Genomic DNA, 18,448 nt, shown 5'->3' with positions numbered 1-18,448 from the left:
GTCGTAATCGTGGTGCCGAGTGGTAGCGCGGGGTTGGTGGCTAACGCAGCGCAGCAGCAATCCGCTCGGCCAGCCGCGCGGCAACCGCGTCCTTCGGCATCCGCTCCCAGCTTTCGACGCCGTTGGCGGTGACGATGTGGACGGTGTTCGCCGCGCCGCCCATCACGTCGCCGGACACGTCATTGGCGACGATCCAGTCGACCTGCTTGCGCGCGCGCTTGGCGGTCGCGTGGTCGATCACATGCTCGGTCTCCGCCGCGAACCCGATCAGCAGACGCGGCCGCAGCGGGCTGCGCGCAAGCCCGGCGAGGATGTCGGGATTTTCGACGAGGTGCAGGACCGGTGGGCCGCCTGCGCCTTTCTTGATCTTCTGCCCCGCGCCTTCCACACGCCAGTCGGCGACCGCTGCGACCATGATGGCGGCATCGGCGGGGAGGGCAGCCTCGACCGCGGCCTGCATCTCGAGCGCGGTCTCGACATCGATCCGCGTCACCCCCTCGGGCGTATCGAGCGTCACCGGCCCCGCAATCAACGTCACCCGCGCGCCGAGCCGTGCCAGCGCGGCGGCAATCGCAAAGCCCTGCTTCCCCGAGGAACGATTGGCGAGATAGCGCACCGGATCGATCGGCTCATGCGTCGGCCCGGCGGTGACGAGGATATGCGTTTCTTCCAAGCCAGTCGCGTCGGCCATCACTTGGCCAACGCCGCCGCGATCGCCGCGAGAATCGCCGCTGGCTCGGGCAAGCGGCCGGGTCCGAACTCGCCGCACGCCATCGCGCCTTCGTCGGGCTCGAGCACGGTCACGCCGTCGCCGCGCAACGTCGCCACGTTGCGGCGCGTCGCGGCATGCTGCCACATCCGCACGTTCATCGCCGGTGCGGCCAACACGGGCTTGTCGGTCGCCAGCAGCAACGTCGTCGCGAGATCATCGGCGATCCCAGCCGCCATTTTGGCCAGCAAATCGGCGGTGGCGGGGGCGATGACGACCAGATCGGCCGCGCGGCTGAGCTGGATATGCCCCATCTCGGCTTCATCCTTGAGATCCCACAGCGAGGTGTAGACCTGATGCTCCGACAGCGCCGCAAGCGTCATTGGCGTGATGAAATGCGCGCCACCCGCAGTCAGCACACACGTGACCTCGATCCCGGCCTTGCGGCACAAGCGGATCAGCTCGCACGCCTTATACGCCGCGATCCCACCACCGACGATCAGTAGGATTTTCATCTCGTCACCCGCGTGATCGTGATTTTGCGGCGCGGCGTACGCGCGGCGGCGACAAGGTCGCGCACGCCATCGGGTGCAAAGGCAAGACCGATCAGGAGCGTGGGCGCGATCATCAGCCCCCAATAGAAGGTGTCGGTCCGCCCGAACAGCCCGAGCAACGCGGCATAGACCGCGAAGATCGCCAGCCCGCGCAGCGCGAGCGGACTGTTCCACGCTGACCAGCCGAACAGCGCTAGTCCGACGAGCGGCGCGGCCAGCCACAGCGGCGCGAGGTCGAGCGCGGTCGACAGTTGCATCGTCTTCACGAAGAAGCCGAAGCCGAGCAGCCCGGCCCAGCCTGGTGATGCCGGATCGGTCGGCTGGATCACTTGCGCCACGGCATGCGCGTGGAACGCGACGACCGCTGCGAAGATCGCCACCGCCACCGCCCAGCCAGCGGCTTCCTTCCGGTTGCCCTCTGCAAACGCCAGCACCGCCATTACCCCGACATAGAGTGCGGCGGTCTCGCGGATCAGCATCGCGATCAGCCCGATTGCGACCGCCTCGACCCATTTATCCTCGCGCCGCACCGCCAGCGACAGCGCGATCAGCAGGCCCGCCCACACTTCATGGAAACTGGCGAGCGCACCCTGCACGAACGCGATCAGCCCGCCGCACAGCAGCGCCATCGCGATCAGTCGCGGCGGGGTGCGGGCAAAGGCGGGTCGCAATCGCGCGTACCACGCCAGCAGCACTCCGACCGTCAGCGCATAGAGCAGCCCAATCGTCACGCTGCGCGGCAAAGCGGCCTGCACCACCGCCAGCGTCGGCAGCCGGAAGGTCACGAACGGGCGCATCGGGTAATCGCCGTTGCGGAGCGCCCGCGCGGTCACCGAATAATAATCGCCCCCGCCGCGAATCCCTTGCACGATCGTTTCGTACAGCACGACATCCGCCTGATTTTCCGCGCGGGCCGCGGGATCGAGGCTGACCGGCGGCGGGCCGGGGCTGGTGAGCGCCAGCAACGTGGCGGCCAGCAACAGCGCGAGCAGCGCAAGCGCGAACCGCGCGGCTTGCGGCTTGAGTCCCGCATAGCGCGAGGGGAGGGCGAGCCAGAGGGTCATAATGCGTCGAACTCGTTGAGCGCATCCTTCCCCGGCAAAGGCCGGGGCCCAGCTGCGGCACAGGCGTTATCGTCGCCAGCGCTTCGCTTCCTCGGCCTTCGCCACTGGGCCCCGGCCTTTGCCGGGGAAGGGCCGTAGTGCTCGAGGGAGGGCCTCTTCACCCCCACAACATCCACCCGATCCCCAAACTCGCCGCCGCGCTCACCAGCGACACCGCAACATAACGCCACCCGCCGCCGATCCGCACCACCTCGATCTCCCGCAAGGGCGGTTCGGGCGGCGCGCCCGGCGGGTTGGGGAAGCGGCGCTCGATATTGCGGATCAGCTCGGGCAGCCGCGCGAGCGTACGGAAATCCTCGACCAGCCGGTCGGCCACCGCCGCCTCGGGCCCAAGCTCGGTGCGGATCCATTCGCGCACGAACGGGGCTGCCGCGTCCCACAAATTGATATCGGGATCGAGGCTCGTTGCCACCCCCTCGACCATCACCATCGTCTTTTGCAGCAACAACAGATGCGGCTGGGTCTGCATGTCGAAATCGCGCGTGATGTTGAACAGCCCGTCAAGCATCATCCCGATCGACATGTCCTTGACCGACATGCCGCGCATCGGTTCCCCCACCGCCCGCAGCGCGGTCGCGAATTCGGCGACGCTGTGGTGCGCCGGGACATAGCCCGCCTCGAAATGGATTTCGGCGACGCGCTTATAATTGCCGGTAATCAGCCCGTAGAGAATCTCCGCCAGCCACACCCGCGCGCGCCGGTCGATCCGCCCCATGATTCCGAAATCGATCGCGGCGATCTTGTTGCCGGGCAATGCGAACAAATTGCCCTGATGCATGTCGGCGTGGAAAAACCCCTCGGCGATCGCCTGGCGCAGGAAGGCGTGGACGAGCGTGTCGGCCAGCTTTTGCATGTCATACCCGGCGGCGACCAGCGCATCGCGGTTCGACAGCTTGATCCCGTCAATCCATTCGAGCGTCAGCACCTTGCCCGCAGTGCGCTGCCAATCGATCGCGGGCACGAGGAAATCGGGCTCGGCGGCCATCGCATCGGCGAGTTCGGACGCCGATGCCGCCTCCCGCCGCAAATCGAGTTCGCGCGCGGTCCAGCGTTTGAACGTCTCGATCACCAGACGCGGGCGCAGCCGCGCGATTTCGCCGCCATAGCCTTCGACTTGCGCCGCCGCCCACTGATAGGTGTCGATCGCGCGGGCGAAATCTTCCTCGACGCCGGGGCGCAGCACCTTGATCGCGACGGTGCGGCCGTCGGTGGTGATGCCGCGATGGACTTGCGCGATCGAGGCGGCACCAACCGGCACTGGATCGATCGATTGGAACAGCTCGGCTGGATCACGCCCGAACGCGCGCGTCATCGCGGCGTGGATCGTCTCGTACGGAACGGGCGGCAGCGTATCCTGCAGCCGCATCAGATCGGCCGATGCGGATTCGCCGACGATATCGGGCCGCGTCGCCAGCGTCTGGCCGAACTTGATCGCGGCGGGGCCGATCGCCTGCAACGCATCGGCATAGCGCGGCACCACGGGTACGCGCGCGCCGATCCGCGCGATCCGGGCGAGGCGGCGGAGCGGAGTCGGCGTGTTCGGGTCACGCTCGATCCCGCGCAGCGCCCCATGCCGCGCGAGGATGCGTCCCCATTTCAGGAGCCGCCAGAGATGGATTGCGGGAGCGGTCACTACTGCTCCCCTCCCGCTCGCGGGAGGGGCTGGGGGAGGGACTGTGAATACATTACGACGTTCATTGTGTCGGCCATGCCCTCCCCCAACCCCTCCCGCAAGCGGGAGGGGAGATTAGATCTTCCACCCCGAATGAATCGCGACCAGCCCGCCGAGCATCGGCTCGACCCCGGTCTGCACGAACCCGGCATCGCGGATCATGCCTTCGAAGGTCGGCATGTCGGGAAAACGCCGGATCGATTCGATCAGATAGCGATAGCTGTCCTCATCCTGCGCAAGCAATTTGCCGAGCTTGGGGACGACCTTGTGCGAATATGTATCGTACACCTCGGCAAAGCCCGGCCACAAAGTCGTCGAGAATTCGAGGCAATAGAACCGTCCGCCGCGGCGCAGCACGCGGTGCGCCTCGCTCAGCGCCTTGGGGATGTCGGTGACGTTGCGGATGCCGAAGGCGATCGTATAGCCATCGAAGAAGCGGTCGGGGAACGCCAGCATCTCGGCATTCGCTTCGGTCCACACCAGACCGTCAATCCCGCGCTTCGCCGCACGGTCCATCCCGACTTCGAGCATTTGCGGATTGATATCGGCAACCGTCACGCTTGCCCCCGATTCGGCAAGGCGAAAGGCGATGTCGCCGGTGCCGCCGGCCATATCGAGGATCTGTTCGCCGGCGCGTGGCTTTACGCGGCGCACGAAACGGTCCTTCCACAGCCGGTGCGCCCCGCCGGACATCGCGTCGTTCATGATGTCATAGCTGCGCGCGACACTCGAAAAGACTCCGCCGACCCGCGCCGTCTTGTCGGTGGCGGGGATATCTTCGTAACCGAAGGAAACGGTGTCGGCGGCCTTGCCCGGGAGTGCGGCGATCATTGGGTCGGTCATACCCCGACTCTAGCCGAGCCGCGCGCCCACGCAAACCATCGCGTAGCGACTGCGTCGAATTCTCACATTTCCGCGTGAGCGGCATCGTCCTTTCGTCTTCTCCGCGTCCTCCGCGCCTCTGCGCGAACCAAATCCTTTTTTTTCGCGCAGAGGCGCGGAGGACGCGAAGAATAGGAGCCTCGACCGTGGTCGGCGCACGGTGCCGCACAAGGGCTCCGTCCCGGTTTGCCTGTTTGGGTAGCCGCTTGCGCGGGGAGGCGGGAAGAGGGCAGGGATGCGGGATGCCTGAACTTCCCGAAGTCGAAACCACCGTGCGCGGGCTGACCCCCGTGCTCGAAGGGCAGCGCATTACGCGCGTGCAACTGCGTCGCCCTGATTTGCGGCGACCCTTCCCGGACGACCTGGGCCAGCGGCTGACCGGCGCGACCGTGACCGGCCTCAGCCGCCGCGCGAAATACGGGCTGATCGCGACCGATCGCGGCGACACGATGATCTTTCACCTCGGCATGTCGGGGCGCTGGCGCGTCGATCCGGCTGAACTGCTGAAGCACGACCATTTGATCCTCGAAACCCCCACGCAACGCCTCGCGCTCAACGATGCGCGCCGCTTCGGCTCGGTCGATCTGGTGCCGACCGCATCGCTCGCCGACTTTCCCGCGTTCAAAACGCTCGGCCCCGAACCGCTCGGGCCCGGCCTGACCGCTGGCTATCTCCACACCGCGCTGGCGGGGCGGATCGCGTCGATCAAGCTGATGCTGCTCGATCAGCGAATCGTCGCAGGGCTCGGCAACATCTATGTGTGCGAGGCGCTGTTCCTCGGGGGCATCGCGCCCAAGCAGGCCGCAGGGACGCTGTCGCGCGCGCGGCTCGACCGACTCGTGCCGGCGATTCGCAGCGTTTTGCTCGCGGCGATCGAAGCGGGGGGATCGAGCTTGCGCGATTATGTCCGCCCCGACGGCGAACTCGGCTATTTCTCGAAGCAATTCGCGGTCTATGGCCGCGAAGGGCAGCCGTGCGGCTGCGGCGGCGCTGTCGCGCGCTATGCCGAGGGTGGGCGATCGACCTTTTGGTGTCCGAAATGTCAGCGATGACCGCGGGGCCAGTTGACCCTCGCAGCGCTTCTCGCTAAGGCGCACTGCTTCCGGGGCCGGGAGGTAACTCCCGCCCTTTCTTATTTACAGAATCAGAGGGCTTCATGGCGAACACGCCACAGGCGAAAAAGCGTATCCGTCGCAACGCCGCGCGGACCATCGTGAACGGCAACCGCACCGGTCGCATCCGCACCTTCGTCAAGAAGGCCGAGAGCGCGCTGGAAGCGGGCGACAAGGTTGCGGCAACGGCTGCGATGGCACAAGTCCAGCCTGAGCTGATGCGTGGCGTCGCCAAGGGCGTGCTGCACAAGAACACGGCAAGCCGCAAATTCTCGCGACTGACCAAGCGCCTCTCCGCGCTGGCCTGACCCTGCGGTAAGAATGACGCTCCATCGCCCGTCGGACGGAGGTCCGGCGGGCTTTTTGTCGTCCGCGTCGTATTTTTCTGGCCGATCCGGTCGGTCTCAGAACGTTCTGCGAACCCCTTTTTGCGGGACGGGCCGTAAGTCGCGGATTCCTCGCGATTCGCATAAAGTTCACGGAAGTGTAACGATAAAATCTATGTAATTTCCGTAGCTTATAAGTTTTTTGACGTGAATCTGCGGGCAAATGCGAGTCAACCGGATTATTTCAAAAATCTGACAGCTCTGGCTCTTGCCCGACTCGCTGCGATCTTCATAACTGGCCCTCCGCCGCGCAGACGATCGTCTCGCGACTCATTTCGAATGGCAAAGTCAGACGGACCGTGATTCCGGCTATGGGGAGCCGTGTGCATTTCTCCATGTACGTTTCGCGAGTGAAACGTCTTTTAAAACAAGGGTTTGGTGTCGGCGTGTGGAATGAAGGGGAGGCAGTCACGATCGCCAATCGCAGGAGCGGGAGCCGGATCGACGGTTCGCAGGACGATACCGTCGCCCGTGCATGGGCCACGGTGCGGGCGCATCTTCGCGAATCGGCTGGGGCACGCCTGTTCGATCAGTGGCTAAAGCCGATGGCGCTGGCACCCTCGCCAGAGCAGGGTGCCGTGCGACTCACGTTGCCCTCGGCGTTTATGACCAATTGGGTCCGCAACCATTATGCCGATCGCTTGCTGCAGGAATTCCGCGCCCAATTGCCCGGTGTCCACAGCGTGACGATCGAGACCGGGCTCGCCGCGGCGTCAACGCCGGTGCTCACGGTCGAATCGCTTCCTGCCCCCGCCGAACCTGCTGAACCCGCTGCCGTGGTGACGATCGCGGCGCGACCGCCGCTCGACGCGCGCTTCACCTTCGACCGCTTCGTCGTCGATGCCTCGAACCGTGTCGCCTTCAACGCCGCGCGGGCGCTGGCCGAACCCGGCGTACCGCGCTTCAGCCCGCTCTTCCTCCATTCGGGAACAGGGCAGGGCAAGACGCATTTGATGCACGCAATCGGTGCCGCCTATCTCGACGCGGTGCCCGCGGCGCGCGTGCTGCTCATGTCGGCCGAGCGGTTCATGTTCGATTTCGTGTCGGCGCTGCGCAGCCGCGACACGCACAGCTTCAAGCTGCGGCTGCGGTCGGCCGATCTGCTGCTGATCGACGATCTGCAATTCATCGCCGGCAAGGATTCGACGCAGGAAGAATTCTTCCACACGATGAATGAAGTGATGGGTGCGGGCAAACGCCTCGTCATTTCCGCTGACCGCTGCCCGCAGGGGCTCGACGGGGTCGAGGCGCGAATCACCTCGCGGCTGTCGTGCGGCCTGGTCGCCGATATCAAGACACCCGATCTCGCGCTGCGTCGCGCGGTGCTGACCCGCAAGCTTGCCGACATGCCCGGCGTGACGGTGCCCGCCGAGGTGCTCGATTTGCTCGCCGCGCGGATCACCGCGAACATCCGCGATCTCGAAGGCGCGCTCAACCGCGTCGTTGCCTATGCGCAGCTGACCGAAAGCCCGATCGATCTGGAATTCGCGGTGGCGACGCTCGGCGATGTGCTGCGCGGTGCCGAACGCCGCGTGACGATCGACGAGATCCAGAAGGCGGTCTCGGCGCATTTCGAGCTGAAGCCGGTCGATCTCGTCTCGGCGCGCCGCGCCGTCGTGGTCGCGCGCCCGCGCCAGATCGCGATGTACCTCGCCAAGCGCTTGACGACGCGCTCGCTCCCCGAAATCGGCCGCAAATTCGGCGGGCGCGATCATTCGACCGTCATCCACGCTGTCCGCCGGATCGAGGAACTCCGCGACAAGGATCGCGAGATCGACACCGCGGTGCGGGTGTTGTTGCGCGAGCTCGAGGGGTAGCGTGCCGACCGGATATACGATATGCTATTTCGTATATCCGGAGACTCGTCATGCAGCTGTCGAAATGGGGCAATAGTTTCGCAGTGCGTTTGCCCAAGGAGATGGTCGAGGCGCTTGCGCTCGAATTGGGGCAGGAACTCGACGTTCGCGTGCAGTTTGACGGTTCGCTTCGGATCGCTCGAAAGATGACACCTGAGGAAGCGATACGCGGTCTTCGTAAATTTCGCGGTATGATGCCGGCCGATTTCAAGTTCGACCGCGAAGAGGCCAATGCCCGGTAGCTTTTTCGACAGTAATGTTCCGCTCTATTTGGCCGACGGAACTTCCCGTAAGGCGGATCGCGCCGAAGATCTGCTGTCACACGGTGGCGTCATCAGCGTGCAGGTTCTCAACGAAATCGCCAATGTCGGACTTCGTAAATTCGGGATGACGATGGCGCAACTGGAGCAGTTCCTCGCCGGAATTCGCTCCGCTCTGCATACGGTCCCGGTCTCCGTCGAAATCCATGAAACAGCGCTCTGGGTTCGCGAGCGGTACCGCTTTGCCTTTTACGATTGTGCGATCATTGGTGCCGCCCTTCAGACCGATTGCGACACCCTGTGGTCGGAGGACATGCACGACGGCTTGGTCATCGACGGCCGGCTGACGATCCGCAATCCGTTCGTTTAGACCTGCAACCCCACCGCTGCCTGCACCTTCGCCAGCGTTGGGGCCGCCAGCACGCCCGCCCGCGCCGCGCCGTCGGCCAGCACGCCGTTCACCGCCGCGCGGTCGCCCAGCAACGCCGTCAGCCGCTCCCGGATCGGGGAGAGCGTTGCCACCGCCAGATCGGCAAGCGCGGGCTTGAACGCGCCAAAGCCTTGTCCGGCAAACGCCGCCAGCACCGCATCGGGCGTGCTGCCCGCGAGGGCTGCATAAATCATCACGAGGTTCTTCGCCTCGGGCCGCTCGGCAAGCCCGGCAAGCTCACCCGGCAGGCCATCGGCGTCCGATTTGGCCTTGCGAAATTTGCCCGCGATCAGCTCGTCCGAATCGACCAAATTGATCCGCGACGCATCGCTCGGGTCGGACTTCGACATTTTCACGCTCGCATCGCGCAAGCTCATGATGCGCGGCGCCGCCTTGGAAATGAACGGCTCGGGCAGGACGAACGTATCGCCATAATCGCTGTTGAACTTCACCGCGATGTCGCGCGCCAGTTCGAGATGCTGCTTCTGGTCCTCGCCCACCGGCACGTGCGTCGCCTGATAGAGCAAAACGTCGGCCGCCTGCAGCACGGGATAGGTGAACAGCCCGACGCTCTGGGTCTCGCCCTTCTTGCCGGCCTTGTCCTTCCACTGCGTCATGCGGCTGAGCCATCCCATCCGCGCGGTGCCGCCGAGGATCCAGTGCAGCGCGCTATGTGCGGGCACGCGGGCCTGGTTGAACAGGATCGCGCGCGTCGGGTCGATCCCGCACGCCAGCAGCGTGGCGGCCATTTCGGTGGTGTGCGCGTTGAGATCGGCGGGCACGACCGGCTGCGACAGCGCGTGCAGATCGGCCAGGAAGAACAGGCATTCGTCGTCTGCCGCCATGGAGTCCTGCATCGCGACCCACTGCTTGGTCGCGCCGAGATAATTGCCGAGGTGGAGGTTGCCGGTGGGCTGGATGCCGGAGACGACGCGCATGGGTTATTCCTGAACGGGTTTTGAGGTGGCACCGCGTTTGCGGATCAATGCCGTAAGATCGGCAATACGGTACGCGCGCGTCAGAAAACAAGCGACGACATAGATCGCCATCCCCGCGCCGACCAGCACCCCTAGCGCCGCATAGCGGTACACGAGCGGCCCGCCGAGATACGGATCGAGCAACTGTTTGCACGCGAACACCGTCGCCCCCATCAGCACCGCCGCCAGCGCGAGACGCGGCACGCGCCGCCGCAACTGCGCATCCGCCACGAAATGCCCGCGCTTCGCCAGCGTGCGGTACAGCATCGCGACGTTGACGGTCGAGGCGAGCGCGGTGGCAAGCGGCGGGCCGACATGACCGATCCACGGGATCATGATGAGATTGCCGACGATATTCACGACAATCGACAGCATCGCGAAGCGCACCGGCGTCCGCGTATCGCCCCGCGCATAATAGCCCGGCGTCAGGACCTTGACGAGCACGTAGGACGGCAGCCCGATCGAAAACGCGCTGAGCGCCCAGCCGCATTTGCGCGCATCCTCGGGCGTGAACAGGCCATACTGGAACAGCCCGCGCACGATCGGTTCGGCCGCGATCATGAAGGCGACGGTGGCGGGCAGGGTGAGGAACAGCGCGAGCTCGATCCCGCGATTCTGCGTGTCCATCGCGGCCTCTTCCTGGCCGGTCGACAGCAATTTCGAAATCGTCGGCAGCAGGATCGTGCCGAGGCCAATGCCGATCAGCCCGAGCGGAAGCTGGTTCAGCCGGTCGGCATAATAAATGTACGTGATCGATCCCGAAGCGAGCAAGCTCCCGGCGAGCGAAGTCGAGATCAGCAGATTGATCTGCGCTGCGCCAGCTCCCGCGGCGGCCGGCACGATCAGCCGCAACATCTCGCGCACATCCGCGTCGAGCCGCGGCATCCGCAGCCGCATGTCGACCCCGGCGCGATGACACGCCCAGATCAGCCAGAGGAGCTGCAGCACGCCGCCCACCGTCACCGAAATCGCCTGCACCCGCGCGGTGTCATATTCATTGGCACCGTGGAAGAACCACAGCCCGCCGATCATCGCGAGGTTGAGCAGGATCGGGGCCGCGGCATTGATCCAGAATTTGTCGAGCGAATTGAGGATCCCGCCGAGCAGCGATGCCAGCGAAATCAGCGCGAGATAGGGCAAAGTGATCCGCGACAGCATCACTGCAAAGGCAAATTGCGCCTCGGTCGGGTTCTGCCGCGCAAATCCGCCCGACAGCAGCCACGTGATCGGATACGCCGCCAGCAACAACGCCACGGTGAAGACGATCAACACCGGCAAGAGCACCGCCAACGCGCGCTCGGCAAAGACGTACCCGCCCGCGATGCCGTCGGGCCCGGCCGCCTTTTTGTTGAACATCGGGATGAACGCGGCCGAGAACGCGCCTTCGGCGAATAACGCGCGGAACATGTTGGGCAGCCGGAACGCGACGCCGTTGAACGCGTCCGAGGCAAACCCCGCGCCGACATAGCGCGCCGCCAGCGAATCGCGCAGCAAGGCGAGGATGCGGCTGACCAGCGTCAGGCCCCCCACTGAGCTGAGCGATTTGACGAGGTTCATCGGCGACACATGCGGTTTCGACCCGTCCTTCAATCTAGCCTGTTTTCCCACGAAAGCAGGAATCCCCAGCGTGTTCTCCCGCGAAAGCGGGAGTCCAGAGTTACGGGCGGCGCGCTTGCGGCTCTGGACTCCCGCTTTCGCGGGAGAACCAACGTCGGGCGGACCCGAATTTACGCCGTCCCGATCGTCCCCATCACGTCGCCCGATTCCTGCTGCGCCATGAACGCCCCGCCGAAATCGATCGGCTCGAGCATCAGCGGCGGGAAGCCGCCGTCGCGAATCGCATCGGCTAGCACGCGGCGCGCGAACGGGAAGATCAGGCGCGGGGCTTCGGCCAGCAAGAACGGCTGGAGATGCTCGGCCGGGAAGTTGCGCAGCCCGAACAAGCCAGCATAAGACAGGTCGACCAGGAACGCGACGGTGCCCTCGGCCTCGGCCTTAACCTCGATCCGCAGCACGATTTCATAGACATCCTCCCCGACCTGCGCCGATGCGATGTTGAATTGCACGTCGATCGCGGGGGGGATCTGGTTCTGATAAATCGCCGGTGCGTTCGGATTTTCGAACGACAAGTCCTTCACATATTGCGAGATCAGCCCTGCCGCGGGTGCGGTATCCTCGCCATTGGCGAGCGGTGCGCTCATGCCATCGGTGCTAATCGTGCCGTCGTCCTGCTCGCTCATGGAACTTCGTCCTATTCCTGTCCGTATAGCCACGGCTATGCGCCGTCGTCGAAGGCGCGCGCCTAGCAGGGGGTGAAGCCGAGTTCAACACGGCCCGCCGCACAAGATGCGATCGCATCATTTGAATCCGCGACCCGTTACGCCTATGTAGCGAGCTCGCAGGACGGACCGGAGGCTAAGTGTTCCTAGTTGTAATTCTCGCAATGGTGGCCGGTTTCATGGCGTTGCAGCTCTACCGTGTGCTCGGTAAGCGCACGGGGCATGAGCAGCCGCTTCCCAAACCGGCCGAGGACCGTGCGCCGCTAACCGTGGTGCAACGCCCGATCGAGGCGATTGCGGAAGCGCGCGAGCCGGTTGGCCGCTCGGTGGAGCCCAAGGCCGAGGCGGGAATTCGCGCGATCATCGCTGCCGATTCGTCCTTCGATGTCGCGCGCTTTCTCGAAGGCGCGCAGTCGGCCTATCGCATGATCCTTGAGGCCTTTTGGAAGGGCGACGAAGAACAGCTCGGCTGGCTCGCCGAGGATGAGGTGCGCGATGCCTTCACGCAAGCGATCCTGGCGCGCAACACTGCGGGTCACGTCCTCGACAACCGTCTTGTCTCGATTGAGCATGCGATCATCACCGACGCATCGCTCGAAGGGAAAATGGCGCGGATCACGGTGCGGTTCGATGCCGATATCGCTGCCGTCACGCGCGATGGTGAGAGTGTCGTGATCGCCGGGTCGATGACCGACGCGGTCGAGACGCACGACATCTGGACCTTCGCGCGGACGCTGAAGAGCAAGGATCCGAACTGGAAACTCGCCGACACCGACGAAGTGTAACGCGCGTGCTGCGGGCGGTTTCGGTCGGAATGTTATCGTCTGCCCCTTCCCCGGCGAAGGCCGAGGCCCAGGCGCGGTCCGGTATTTGGCGCGCGCTGTACGCGATATTTGATGGGCAACCGGGTCCCGGCGCTCGTCGGGGATGGGGTGCTGCAACCGTTGCAGTATTGACCTTGCTTCTCGCAGGCTGCGGCGGTGGTCAGGTCGCGCGCCCGAACCAATATCGCCCCGCGCCCGCGCGCACTCCGGTTCGCGCTACACCGATCGCCCCGCAACCCGCCATGCCCGTCGCCCCCGGCACCGCGACCGCGGCAAGCGCAGGCGTGATCGCTGGCCCACCGGTTTACACGCTGCCGATCGATGAATCCGTCGCCGCCCGCGCGCTCACCGCCTTTCGCGCCTCCTGCGCCGCGCTCCAGCGCCGCTCCGATCTCTCGGGCCTGACACGCGGCAGCGACTGGGCACCGGCTTGCACCGCCGCCGCCACCGTGCCCACTGGCGAGGCGCGCGCGTTTTTCGCGCAATATTTCGAAGCGGTGCAAGCCGGCGACGGCAAGGCCTTCGCCACCGGCTATTACGAACCCGAAATTCGCGGGTCGCGCGATCGGCGCAGCGGCTATGACGTCCCGATCTACGCCCGCCCGCGCGATCTGGTCGAAGTCGATCTCGGCGCGTTCAGCGATACGTTGAAGGGCAAGCGGATTCGCGGCCATGTGGTCGGCCAGAATTTCGTGCCGTATGACGATCGCACCGCGATCGAGCAGGGCACGCTCGACGGGCGCGCGCAGATCATTGCCTGGGCGGCCGACCCGGTCGAACTGTTCTTCCTGCAAATTCAGGGTTCCGGTCGGCTACGTCAGCCCGACGGATCGGTCATCCGGATTGGCTATGACAGCCAGAACGGGCGCGATTATACCGGCATCGGCGCGTTGATGAAAAAGCGCGGCCTGTTGGCACCGGGGCAAAGCTCGATGCAAGGCCTGGTGCAATGGCTGCATGATCACCCCGAACAGGGCCATGAGATCATGCGCGAAAATAAAAGCTATGTCTTCTTTCGCGAACAATCCGGCCCCCCGCTCGGTGCGCTCGGACTTGCCGTGACGGGCGGCGTCAGCGCCGCCGCCGACCCGCATTTCGTGCCGCTCGGTGCGCCCGTTCTGCTGTCGATGGACCGCGCCGATGCCAGCCGTTTGTGGGTGGTGCAGGACACAGGCGGCGCGATCAAGGGCGCAAACCGGATCGATACGTTCTGGGGCGCAGGCGCCGATGCCGAGGCGACCGCCGGTGGCATGGCGGCGCATGGCGCCGCATTTCTGCTGCTGCCGGTCGGCACGCTGGCGCGTTTGTCCGGTGAGAGGGCCGATGGGAACGCGTCCCCTCAGCCCTGACGAAGCGGCGCTTTGGGCGCGCGTCATGGCAGGCGTACGGCCGTTGGTCGGGCACCGCGCGCCCGTTGCGGGCGCTTCTACCGGCCTCCCCCCCAAAAAACCGTTGGTTTCGAGCACCGTCGAGACACCGTTTCGTCCGGGCGCTAGCCCCGCGACGCTCGCAACAGCGCCCGATGCGGCGTCTCGACTGCGCTCGAAGCGAACCGATGCAAGAGTCGCACCGTCCGCCCCCGCCAACACGCTCGACGGCACATGGGACCGCCAACTTTCGCGCGGGCTCGTCTCGCCCGACCGCACGATCGATTTGCATGGTCACACGCTCCACTCGGCGCACGATGTGCTCGATGCCGCGCTCGATGCGTCAATCCGGCACGGTAATCGGTTGATCCTGCTCATCACCGGCAAGCCGCCGCGCCCGACCAGTGAACGGCCGCATGCCCGTGGTGCGATCCGTGCCGCGACCGGCGACTGGCTGGCGGGTTCGCGCCACGCCGCGGCGATTGCGGCGGTGCGGGCCGCGCATCCGCGCCATGGCGGAGCAGGGGCGCTGTACATCGTCCTCAGAAAACCGCGCATGCCAACGGCGCTTTGGCGAAAATCTTAACCTTTCGCTGGCATGGTCTGCGTTGGGTCCGAGCACTTTGTTCGGGGGTGGGAGTCATGCGACATCGCGATGGACGACGTATCGCTGAAAAGCCGCGCGATCGTGTTCGCGATGTGTGCTGGGGCGGTTGCGTTCATCCTGGCGCTGATCGCGACCTCGGGCGGCGGCGTCGACATCGCCAATGTGTCGCGCGCGCTGATCCCGGCGGTGGTTTGCGCTGCCATGTGCTGGGCATCAGCGGAACGCAGCATTTCCGCTACGGCAGCCGCGATCGATGCGGCGATCGCGCGTCTCTCCCGCGCTGCGCAGGGTGATCTAAGCGGCGAGATTCCCCCGGAAATCGCCGCCAACGTGCCACAACTCGCCGATGCGATGCACAGCCTGTTCGAACAGTTGAACGCCAATCTCGACAGCGTTCATCGCCTCGCCATGTTCGATCCCGTCACCGGCCTTGCCAACCGCACCAACTTTCGCCGCACCTGCGAACGCTTGCTCGCCGAGGCGCCGCTCGGCACGGGTGGCGCGTTGTTTTTCATCGATCTCGATCGCTTCAAGACCGTCAACGATACGATGGGGCATGCCTGCGGGGATATGCTGCTCGGCATGGTCGCCAATCGGCTGCGCGCTGTCGCCGATGGCGTGGCGTTCGCCCCCGGCAGTCCGCCGCCGCTGATCGGGCGTTTGGCGGGCGATGAATTTACCATCTTTTTCAACGCGCTTACCGATTCCGCGGAGGCGGCGCGGATCGGGCGTGGCATCTTGTTCGCGCTCGCCGAGCCGTTTGATCTGTCGGGAACCGAGGTCACGATCGGCGCGTCGATCGGCATCGCGCTCCGCCCGCAACATGGCGAATCGTTAACCGATCTGATGCGCGCCGCGGATGCTGCGATGTATCATGCCAAGGCCAGTGGCCGTGGTCGCGCCGAACATTTCAGCGAAGCGCTCGCCGCGCAAATTGCCGAACGCGCGACCCTCGAAAGCGACCTGCGCGAGGCGATCGACCGCGACGAATTTACCCTCGTCTTCCAGCCGCAAGTCGCCGCCGAGGACGGCCGGATCGTGGCGGCCGAGGCGCTGCTGCGCTGGCGGCATCCGCGTGACGGCCTGCGCTTCCCCGGCAGCTTCCTCGAACGCGCCGAGGAGACCGGGCTGATCGTCGAGATCGGCGAATGGGTCGTCCAAACCGTCGCCGAGACGATCGCGCGCTGGGGCCGGATGGGGGTCGAACAGCGTCTCGCCGTCAACGTCTCGCCGCGTGAGCTCGACCATGCCACCTTCTTCCGGCGTCTGCGCGAGGCGATGCGCGCCGCCGCCGCGCCGGCGCATTTGCTCGAGCTCGAACTCAGCGAAACGCTGGCAATGCATTGCAGCAGCGAGGTGATCGAGGCGATCGCCCAGCTCCGCGCCGACGGTGCGACGATCGCGATCGACGATTTCGGCACCGGCTATTCCAACCTCGCGCGCTTGCGCAGCTTGCCGATCGATCGCGTCAAGCTCGACCGCAGCCTGATCGAACACATTGCCGTTGACGCCGACGCCCGCACGATTGCGCATGCCGTGATCGGGCTGATCCACGGTCTCGGCTGCGAAGCGGTGGGTGAGGGGATCGAGAGCCACGCCCAGGCCGAAATCCTGCGGATCATCGGCTGCGACGTGATTCAGGGCTATGCGATTGCCGCCCCGATGGACGAGGATGCCTTCATCTCGTGGAGCAAGGGCGAGGTCCGTTGGGCCTCGGCGGGGTAAAGCGCGCCGCGGCGCTGTCCTACACGAACCGTATCGGTTAAATCGTGACGCATGCAAAACCGCGTCCCCACCTGCATCGCCCCGGCGCTCGACTTCGAGCCCTTCCCGCGCAACTACCGCCATGACGGCTGGACCGCCGAGCGCCAGCGCGCCTTCATCGCTGCACTCGCCGAAACCGGTTCGGTCAAGGCCGCCGCCAAGCGCATCAACATGAGTGCCGAAGGCGCCTATTACCTTCGCCGTCAGCCCGGTGCCGACAGTTTCCGCGCCGCGTGGAGCGCCGCGCTCGATCACGGCTTGCAACGCCTGACCGACCTCGCGATCGATCGCCCGATCGAGGGCGTGCCCGTGCCGATCTTCTGGCGCGGCGAGCAGGTCGGCGAGAAGCGCACCTACAACGAACGCTTGATGATGTTCATTCTGCGGCACCACATGCCCGATCGCTACGGCAGCGCCGGCCTGCGCCAGGGTACCAAAAAATTCCCGACACGCTCGCGCGCGAGGCCGCCGAGAACTGCCCCGTCTGCAAGGCGCAGCGCGCGGCAGCGGCGGCGAACCCCGATCCGGCACAATTGCAAGCGCGCGCCGATGATCTTGCCGCCTTGCTGACCCTCTATGCGACCAAAGTGCAGGGCGAACGCCGCGCGCGGCTGGGCGGCGATGTCGCCGCCGCCGACTTTGTTGTCCGCCAATTGACGCAGATCGAACTGATGCTGTGCCTGGGTGGCGCGGCGGAGCGGTGCAGCGCGCTGTGGGCCCGCGCACAGCACACGATCGATCATGCGGATAACGCAGCGCAAGTCCCCACCGACGACACTATCCCGCTCCTCGCAATGTGCGATCTGCTCGCCGACGTGCGGCACGCGGCATGGGACGAGGACGCGCAACTGCGGCCGCACGCCAGCCCGAAAAGCCCGCGCATCGGCTTTCAGTCCCCGGCAAGCCCCAGCGCACCCGCGCGCGCCGCCGCGCAACGTCAGGCACGCGATCACCTCGCCGCCGCACAGGCGCTTTGGCAGGCGGCGGCGACCGAGGATGGCTGGCGTGACTGGTGCGCCGTGCACGGGGCCGATCACGCTACGATCGTCGATGCGAACGAGGACGGGGATGAGGACGCGCAATGATCGACTTGTCGGCCCCGCAATCGCGCCTCACTGCGCGCATGGTTCTGATCGACTGGGAGAAAAGCACAGCCCCCACCGATGGCTGCTCGAGCGCGGAGCACCTCTACGTCGCCGAGATCGAGCATTGCCTGTCGGTCGGCTGGATCATCCGCGACGATTGGGAAACGGCCGTGCTGGCTGCAAGCATGACCGGCTGGGCGGAGGAGGATGCCCTGCGACTGTCGGGGGTGATTCGCATTCCGACGGGGAGCATTCGGTCGGTGCGGGTGTTGGCGGTGGCGGGATGATGGCGGGTGGAAAAAGCGAAGGAACAGCGCAAACAACCGCTACAAGTTCGCTTGATCACCCTCTACGTTTTGGCCCAGCTTGAGCAACTCACGGTGGTACCGCTGCAACCGCGGAAAGTGCGCTTCCATTGCACCTGCAATCTCTCGCGAATTCTTGACGGTTAGGAAAGGCTTTGTTGCAAAACTGACGTTGGGGATTCACGTAGGGAATCGAGTGGGATAGATGGGCGTGATGCCCAAACCTGCCGCACCTGTGTATCGCACGACGAACTG

18 protein-coding genes and 1 pseudogene are annotated in these 18,448 nt (G+C 65.4%); 12 read left to right on the top strand and 7 right to left on the bottom strand.

What is annotated here, in order from left to right; translation table 11 throughout:
• Positions 1 to 40 precede the first annotated feature (40 nt).
• The 4 genes and pseudogenes from coaBC to IEV62_RS00080 all read right to left on the bottom strand — a co-directional run bounded on the left by coaBC (position 41) and on the right by IEV62_RS00080 (position 4,902).
• Positions 41 to 1,224, bottom strand: a pseudogene (gene coaBC / locus IEV62_RS00095) (bifunctional phosphopantothenoylcysteine decarboxylase/phosphopantothenate--cysteine ligase CoaBC).
• Positions 1,221 to 2,327 carry a glycosyltransferase family protein gene (locus IEV62_RS00090; protein ID WP_188444738.1) on the bottom strand — a complete coding sequence of 369 codons (1,107 nt, stop codon included), beginning with the start codon at positions 2,325 to 2,327 and terminating at the stop codon, positions 1,221 to 1,223. The pseudogene coaBC and the gene IEV62_RS00090 overlap by 4 nt, the downstream one beginning before the upstream one ends.
• A gap of 157 nt (positions 2,328 to 2,484) precedes the next feature.
• Positions 2,485 to 4,020: a 2-polyprenylphenol 6-hydroxylase gene (gene ubiB, locus IEV62_RS00085; protein WP_188444737.1), complete on the bottom strand. Its 1,536-nt coding sequence runs from the start codon at positions 4,018 to 4,020 to the stop codon at positions 2,485 to 2,487.
• A gap of 114 nt (positions 4,021 to 4,134) precedes the next feature.
• Positions 4,135 to 4,902 carry a class I SAM-dependent methyltransferase gene (locus IEV62_RS00080; RefSeq protein ID WP_229732726.1) on the bottom strand — a complete coding sequence of 256 codons (768 nt, stop codon included), beginning with the start codon at positions 4,900 to 4,902 and terminating at the stop codon, positions 4,135 to 4,137.
• Between the two features lie 281 nt (positions 4,903 to 5,183).
• Between IEV62_RS00080 and mutM the strand changes: the two genes are divergently transcribed.
• The 5 genes from mutM to IEV62_RS00055 all read left to right on the top strand — a co-directional run bounded on the left by mutM (position 5,184) and on the right by IEV62_RS00055 (position 8,925).
• Entirely contained in the window at positions 5,184 to 5,993 is an 810-nt protein-coding gene (mutM, locus tag IEV62_RS00075; protein ID WP_188444736.1) for a bifunctional DNA-formamidopyrimidine glycosylase/DNA-(apurinic or apyrimidinic site) lyase, read from the top strand.
• 104 nt (positions 5,994 to 6,097) lie between these two features.
• Entirely contained in the window at positions 6,098 to 6,361 is a 264-nt protein-coding gene (rpsT, locus tag IEV62_RS00070) for a 30S ribosomal protein S20 (protein WP_188444735.1), read from the top strand.
• Between the two features lie 518 nt (positions 6,362 to 6,879).
• The gene (gene dnaA / locus IEV62_RS00065; protein ID WP_229732747.1) at positions 6,880 to 8,256 is read left to right on the top strand and encodes a chromosomal replication initiator protein DnaA; all 1,377 of its coding nucleotides are present in this window, start codon (positions 6,880 to 6,882) and stop codon (positions 8,254 to 8,256) included.
• Positions 8,257 to 8,306: 50 nt separating this feature from the next.
• Positions 8,307 to 8,537 (top strand): AbrB/MazE/SpoVT family DNA-binding domain-containing protein, encoded by a 231-nt coding sequence (locus tag IEV62_RS00060; protein ID WP_188444733.1) that lies wholly within the window; start codon positions 8,307 to 8,309, stop codon positions 8,535 to 8,537.
• Positions 8,527 to 8,925 carry a PIN domain-containing protein gene (locus IEV62_RS00055; RefSeq protein WP_188444732.1) on the top strand — a complete coding sequence of 133 codons (399 nt, stop codon included), beginning with the start codon at positions 8,527 to 8,529 and terminating at the stop codon, positions 8,923 to 8,925. Before IEV62_RS00060 ends, IEV62_RS00055 begins: the two co-directional genes overlap by 11 nt.
• Here IEV62_RS00055 and trpS read toward each other — a convergent pair.
• The 3 genes from trpS to secB all read right to left on the bottom strand — a co-directional run bounded on the left by trpS (position 8,922) and on the right by secB (position 12,202).
• Positions 8,922 to 9,923 (bottom strand): tryptophan--tRNA ligase, encoded by a 1,002-nt coding sequence (gene trpS, locus IEV62_RS00050; protein WP_188444731.1) that lies wholly within the window; start codon positions 9,921 to 9,923, stop codon positions 8,922 to 8,924. The two genes, IEV62_RS00055 and trpS, sit on opposite strands and share 4 nt — an antisense overlap.
• Before the next feature lie 3 nt (positions 9,924 to 9,926).
• Positions 9,927 to 11,519, bottom strand: a complete 1,593-nt coding sequence (gene murJ, locus IEV62_RS00045) for a murein biosynthesis integral membrane protein MurJ (RefSeq protein WP_188444730.1) — start codon at positions 11,517 to 11,519, stop codon at positions 9,927 to 9,929.
• 170 nt (positions 11,520 to 11,689) lie between these two features.
• On the bottom strand, positions 11,690 to 12,202 hold the full coding sequence (gene secB / locus IEV62_RS00040; protein ID WP_188444729.1) for a protein-export chaperone SecB: 513 nt from the start codon (positions 12,200 to 12,202) through the stop codon (positions 11,690 to 11,692).
• A 179-nt stretch (positions 12,203 to 12,381) separates the two neighbouring features.
• On the opposite strand from secB, the gene IEV62_RS00035 reads away from it, so the two are divergent.
• The 7 genes from IEV62_RS00035 (at position 12,382) to IEV62_RS00005 (ending at position 18,175) form a co-directional block, all read left to right on the top strand.
• Positions 12,382 to 13,026, top strand: a complete 645-nt coding sequence (locus tag IEV62_RS00035) for a Tim44/TimA family putative adaptor protein (protein WP_188444728.1) — start codon at positions 12,382 to 12,384, stop codon at positions 13,024 to 13,026.
• Between the two features lie 167 nt (positions 13,027 to 13,193).
• Positions 13,194 to 14,414: a murein transglycosylase A gene (gene mltA, locus IEV62_RS00030; RefSeq protein WP_507772839.1), complete on the top strand. Its 1,221-nt coding sequence runs from the start codon at positions 13,194 to 13,196 to the stop codon at positions 14,412 to 14,414.
• Positions 14,389 to 15,018, top strand: a complete 630-nt coding sequence (locus IEV62_RS00025; protein ID WP_188444726.1) for a Smr/MutS family protein — start codon at positions 14,389 to 14,391, stop codon at positions 15,016 to 15,018. The genes mltA and IEV62_RS00025 overlap by 26 nt, the downstream gene beginning before the upstream one ends.
• Positions 15,019 to 15,087: 69 nt before the next feature.
• Positions 15,088 to 16,764, top strand: a complete 1,677-nt coding sequence (locus IEV62_RS00020; protein WP_188444725.1) for a putative bifunctional diguanylate cyclase/phosphodiesterase — start codon at positions 15,088 to 15,090, stop codon at positions 16,762 to 16,764.
• Between the two features lie 51 nt (positions 16,765 to 16,815).
• On the top strand, positions 16,816 to 17,373 hold the full coding sequence (locus IEV62_RS00015; RefSeq protein WP_188444724.1) for a hypothetical protein: 558 nt from the start codon (positions 16,816 to 16,818) through the stop codon (positions 17,371 to 17,373).
• Positions 17,337 to 17,888, top strand: a complete 552-nt coding sequence (locus IEV62_RS00010; protein WP_188444723.1) for a hypothetical protein — start codon at positions 17,337 to 17,339, stop codon at positions 17,886 to 17,888. The genes IEV62_RS00015 and IEV62_RS00010 overlap by 37 nt, the downstream gene beginning before the upstream one ends.
• The gene (locus IEV62_RS00005) at positions 17,885 to 18,175 is read left to right on the top strand and encodes a hypothetical protein (protein WP_188444722.1); all 291 of its coding nucleotides are present in this window, start codon (positions 17,885 to 17,887) and stop codon (positions 18,173 to 18,175) included. Before IEV62_RS00010 ends, IEV62_RS00005 begins: the two co-directional genes overlap by 4 nt.
• The last annotated feature ends 273 nt before the right edge of the window (positions 18,176 to 18,448 follow it).

It is taken from the genome of Sphingomonas psychrolutea (assembly GCF_014636175.1).
GTDB classification, from domain to species: domain Bacteria; phylum Pseudomonadota; class Alphaproteobacteria; order Sphingomonadales; family Sphingomonadaceae; genus Sphingomonas; species Sphingomonas psychrolutea.
This window is presented reverse-complemented; position numbering and strand designations above follow the sequence as displayed.

Excerpts from the sequence above, each read along its gene's own strand:
- IEV62_RS00025 (WP_188444726.1), top strand. The coding sequence starts at position 14,389 with ATGGGAACGCGTCCCCTCAGCCCTGACGAAGCGGCGCTTTGGGCGCGC.
- IEV62_RS00055 (WP_188444732.1), top strand. The coding sequence starts at position 8,527 with ATGCCCGGTAGCTTTTTCGACAGTAATGTTCCGCTCTATTTGGCCGAC.
- secB (WP_188444729.1), bottom strand. The coding sequence starts at position 12,202 with ATGAGCGAGCAGGACGACGGCACGATTAGCACCGATGGCATGAGCGCA.
- IEV62_RS00015 (WP_188444724.1), top strand. The coding sequence starts at position 16,816 with ATGCAAAACCGCGTCCCCACCTGCATCGCCCCGGCGCTCGACTTCGAG.
- trpS (WP_188444731.1), bottom strand. The coding sequence starts at position 9,923 with ATGCGCGTCGTCTCCGGCATCCAGCCCACCGGCAACCTCCACCTCGGC.
- IEV62_RS00090 (WP_188444738.1), bottom strand. The coding sequence starts at position 2,327 with ATGACCCTCTGGCTCGCCCTCCCCTCGCGCTATGCGGGACTCAAGCCG.
- IEV62_RS00080 (WP_229732726.1), bottom strand. The coding sequence starts at position 4,902 with ATGACCGACCCAATGATCGCCGCACTCCCGGGCAAGGCCGCCGACACC.
- IEV62_RS00005 (WP_188444722.1), top strand. The coding sequence starts at position 17,885 with ATGATCGACTTGTCGGCCCCGCAATCGCGCCTCACTGCGCGCATGGTT.
- IEV62_RS00060 (WP_188444733.1), top strand. The coding sequence starts at position 8,307 with ATGCAGCTGTCGAAATGGGGCAATAGTTTCGCAGTGCGTTTGCCCAAG.
- rpsT (WP_188444735.1), top strand. The coding sequence starts at position 6,098 with ATGGCGAACACGCCACAGGCGAAAAAGCGTATCCGTCGCAACGCCGCG.
- mutM (WP_188444736.1), top strand. The coding sequence starts at position 5,184 with ATGCCTGAACTTCCCGAAGTCGAAACCACCGTGCGCGGGCTGACCCCC.
- IEV62_RS00020 (WP_188444725.1), top strand. The coding sequence starts at position 15,088 with ATGGACGACGTATCGCTGAAAAGCCGCGCGATCGTGTTCGCGATGTGT.
- murJ (WP_188444730.1), bottom strand. The coding sequence starts at position 11,519 with ATGAACCTCGTCAAATCGCTCAGCTCAGTGGGGGGCCTGACGCTGGTC.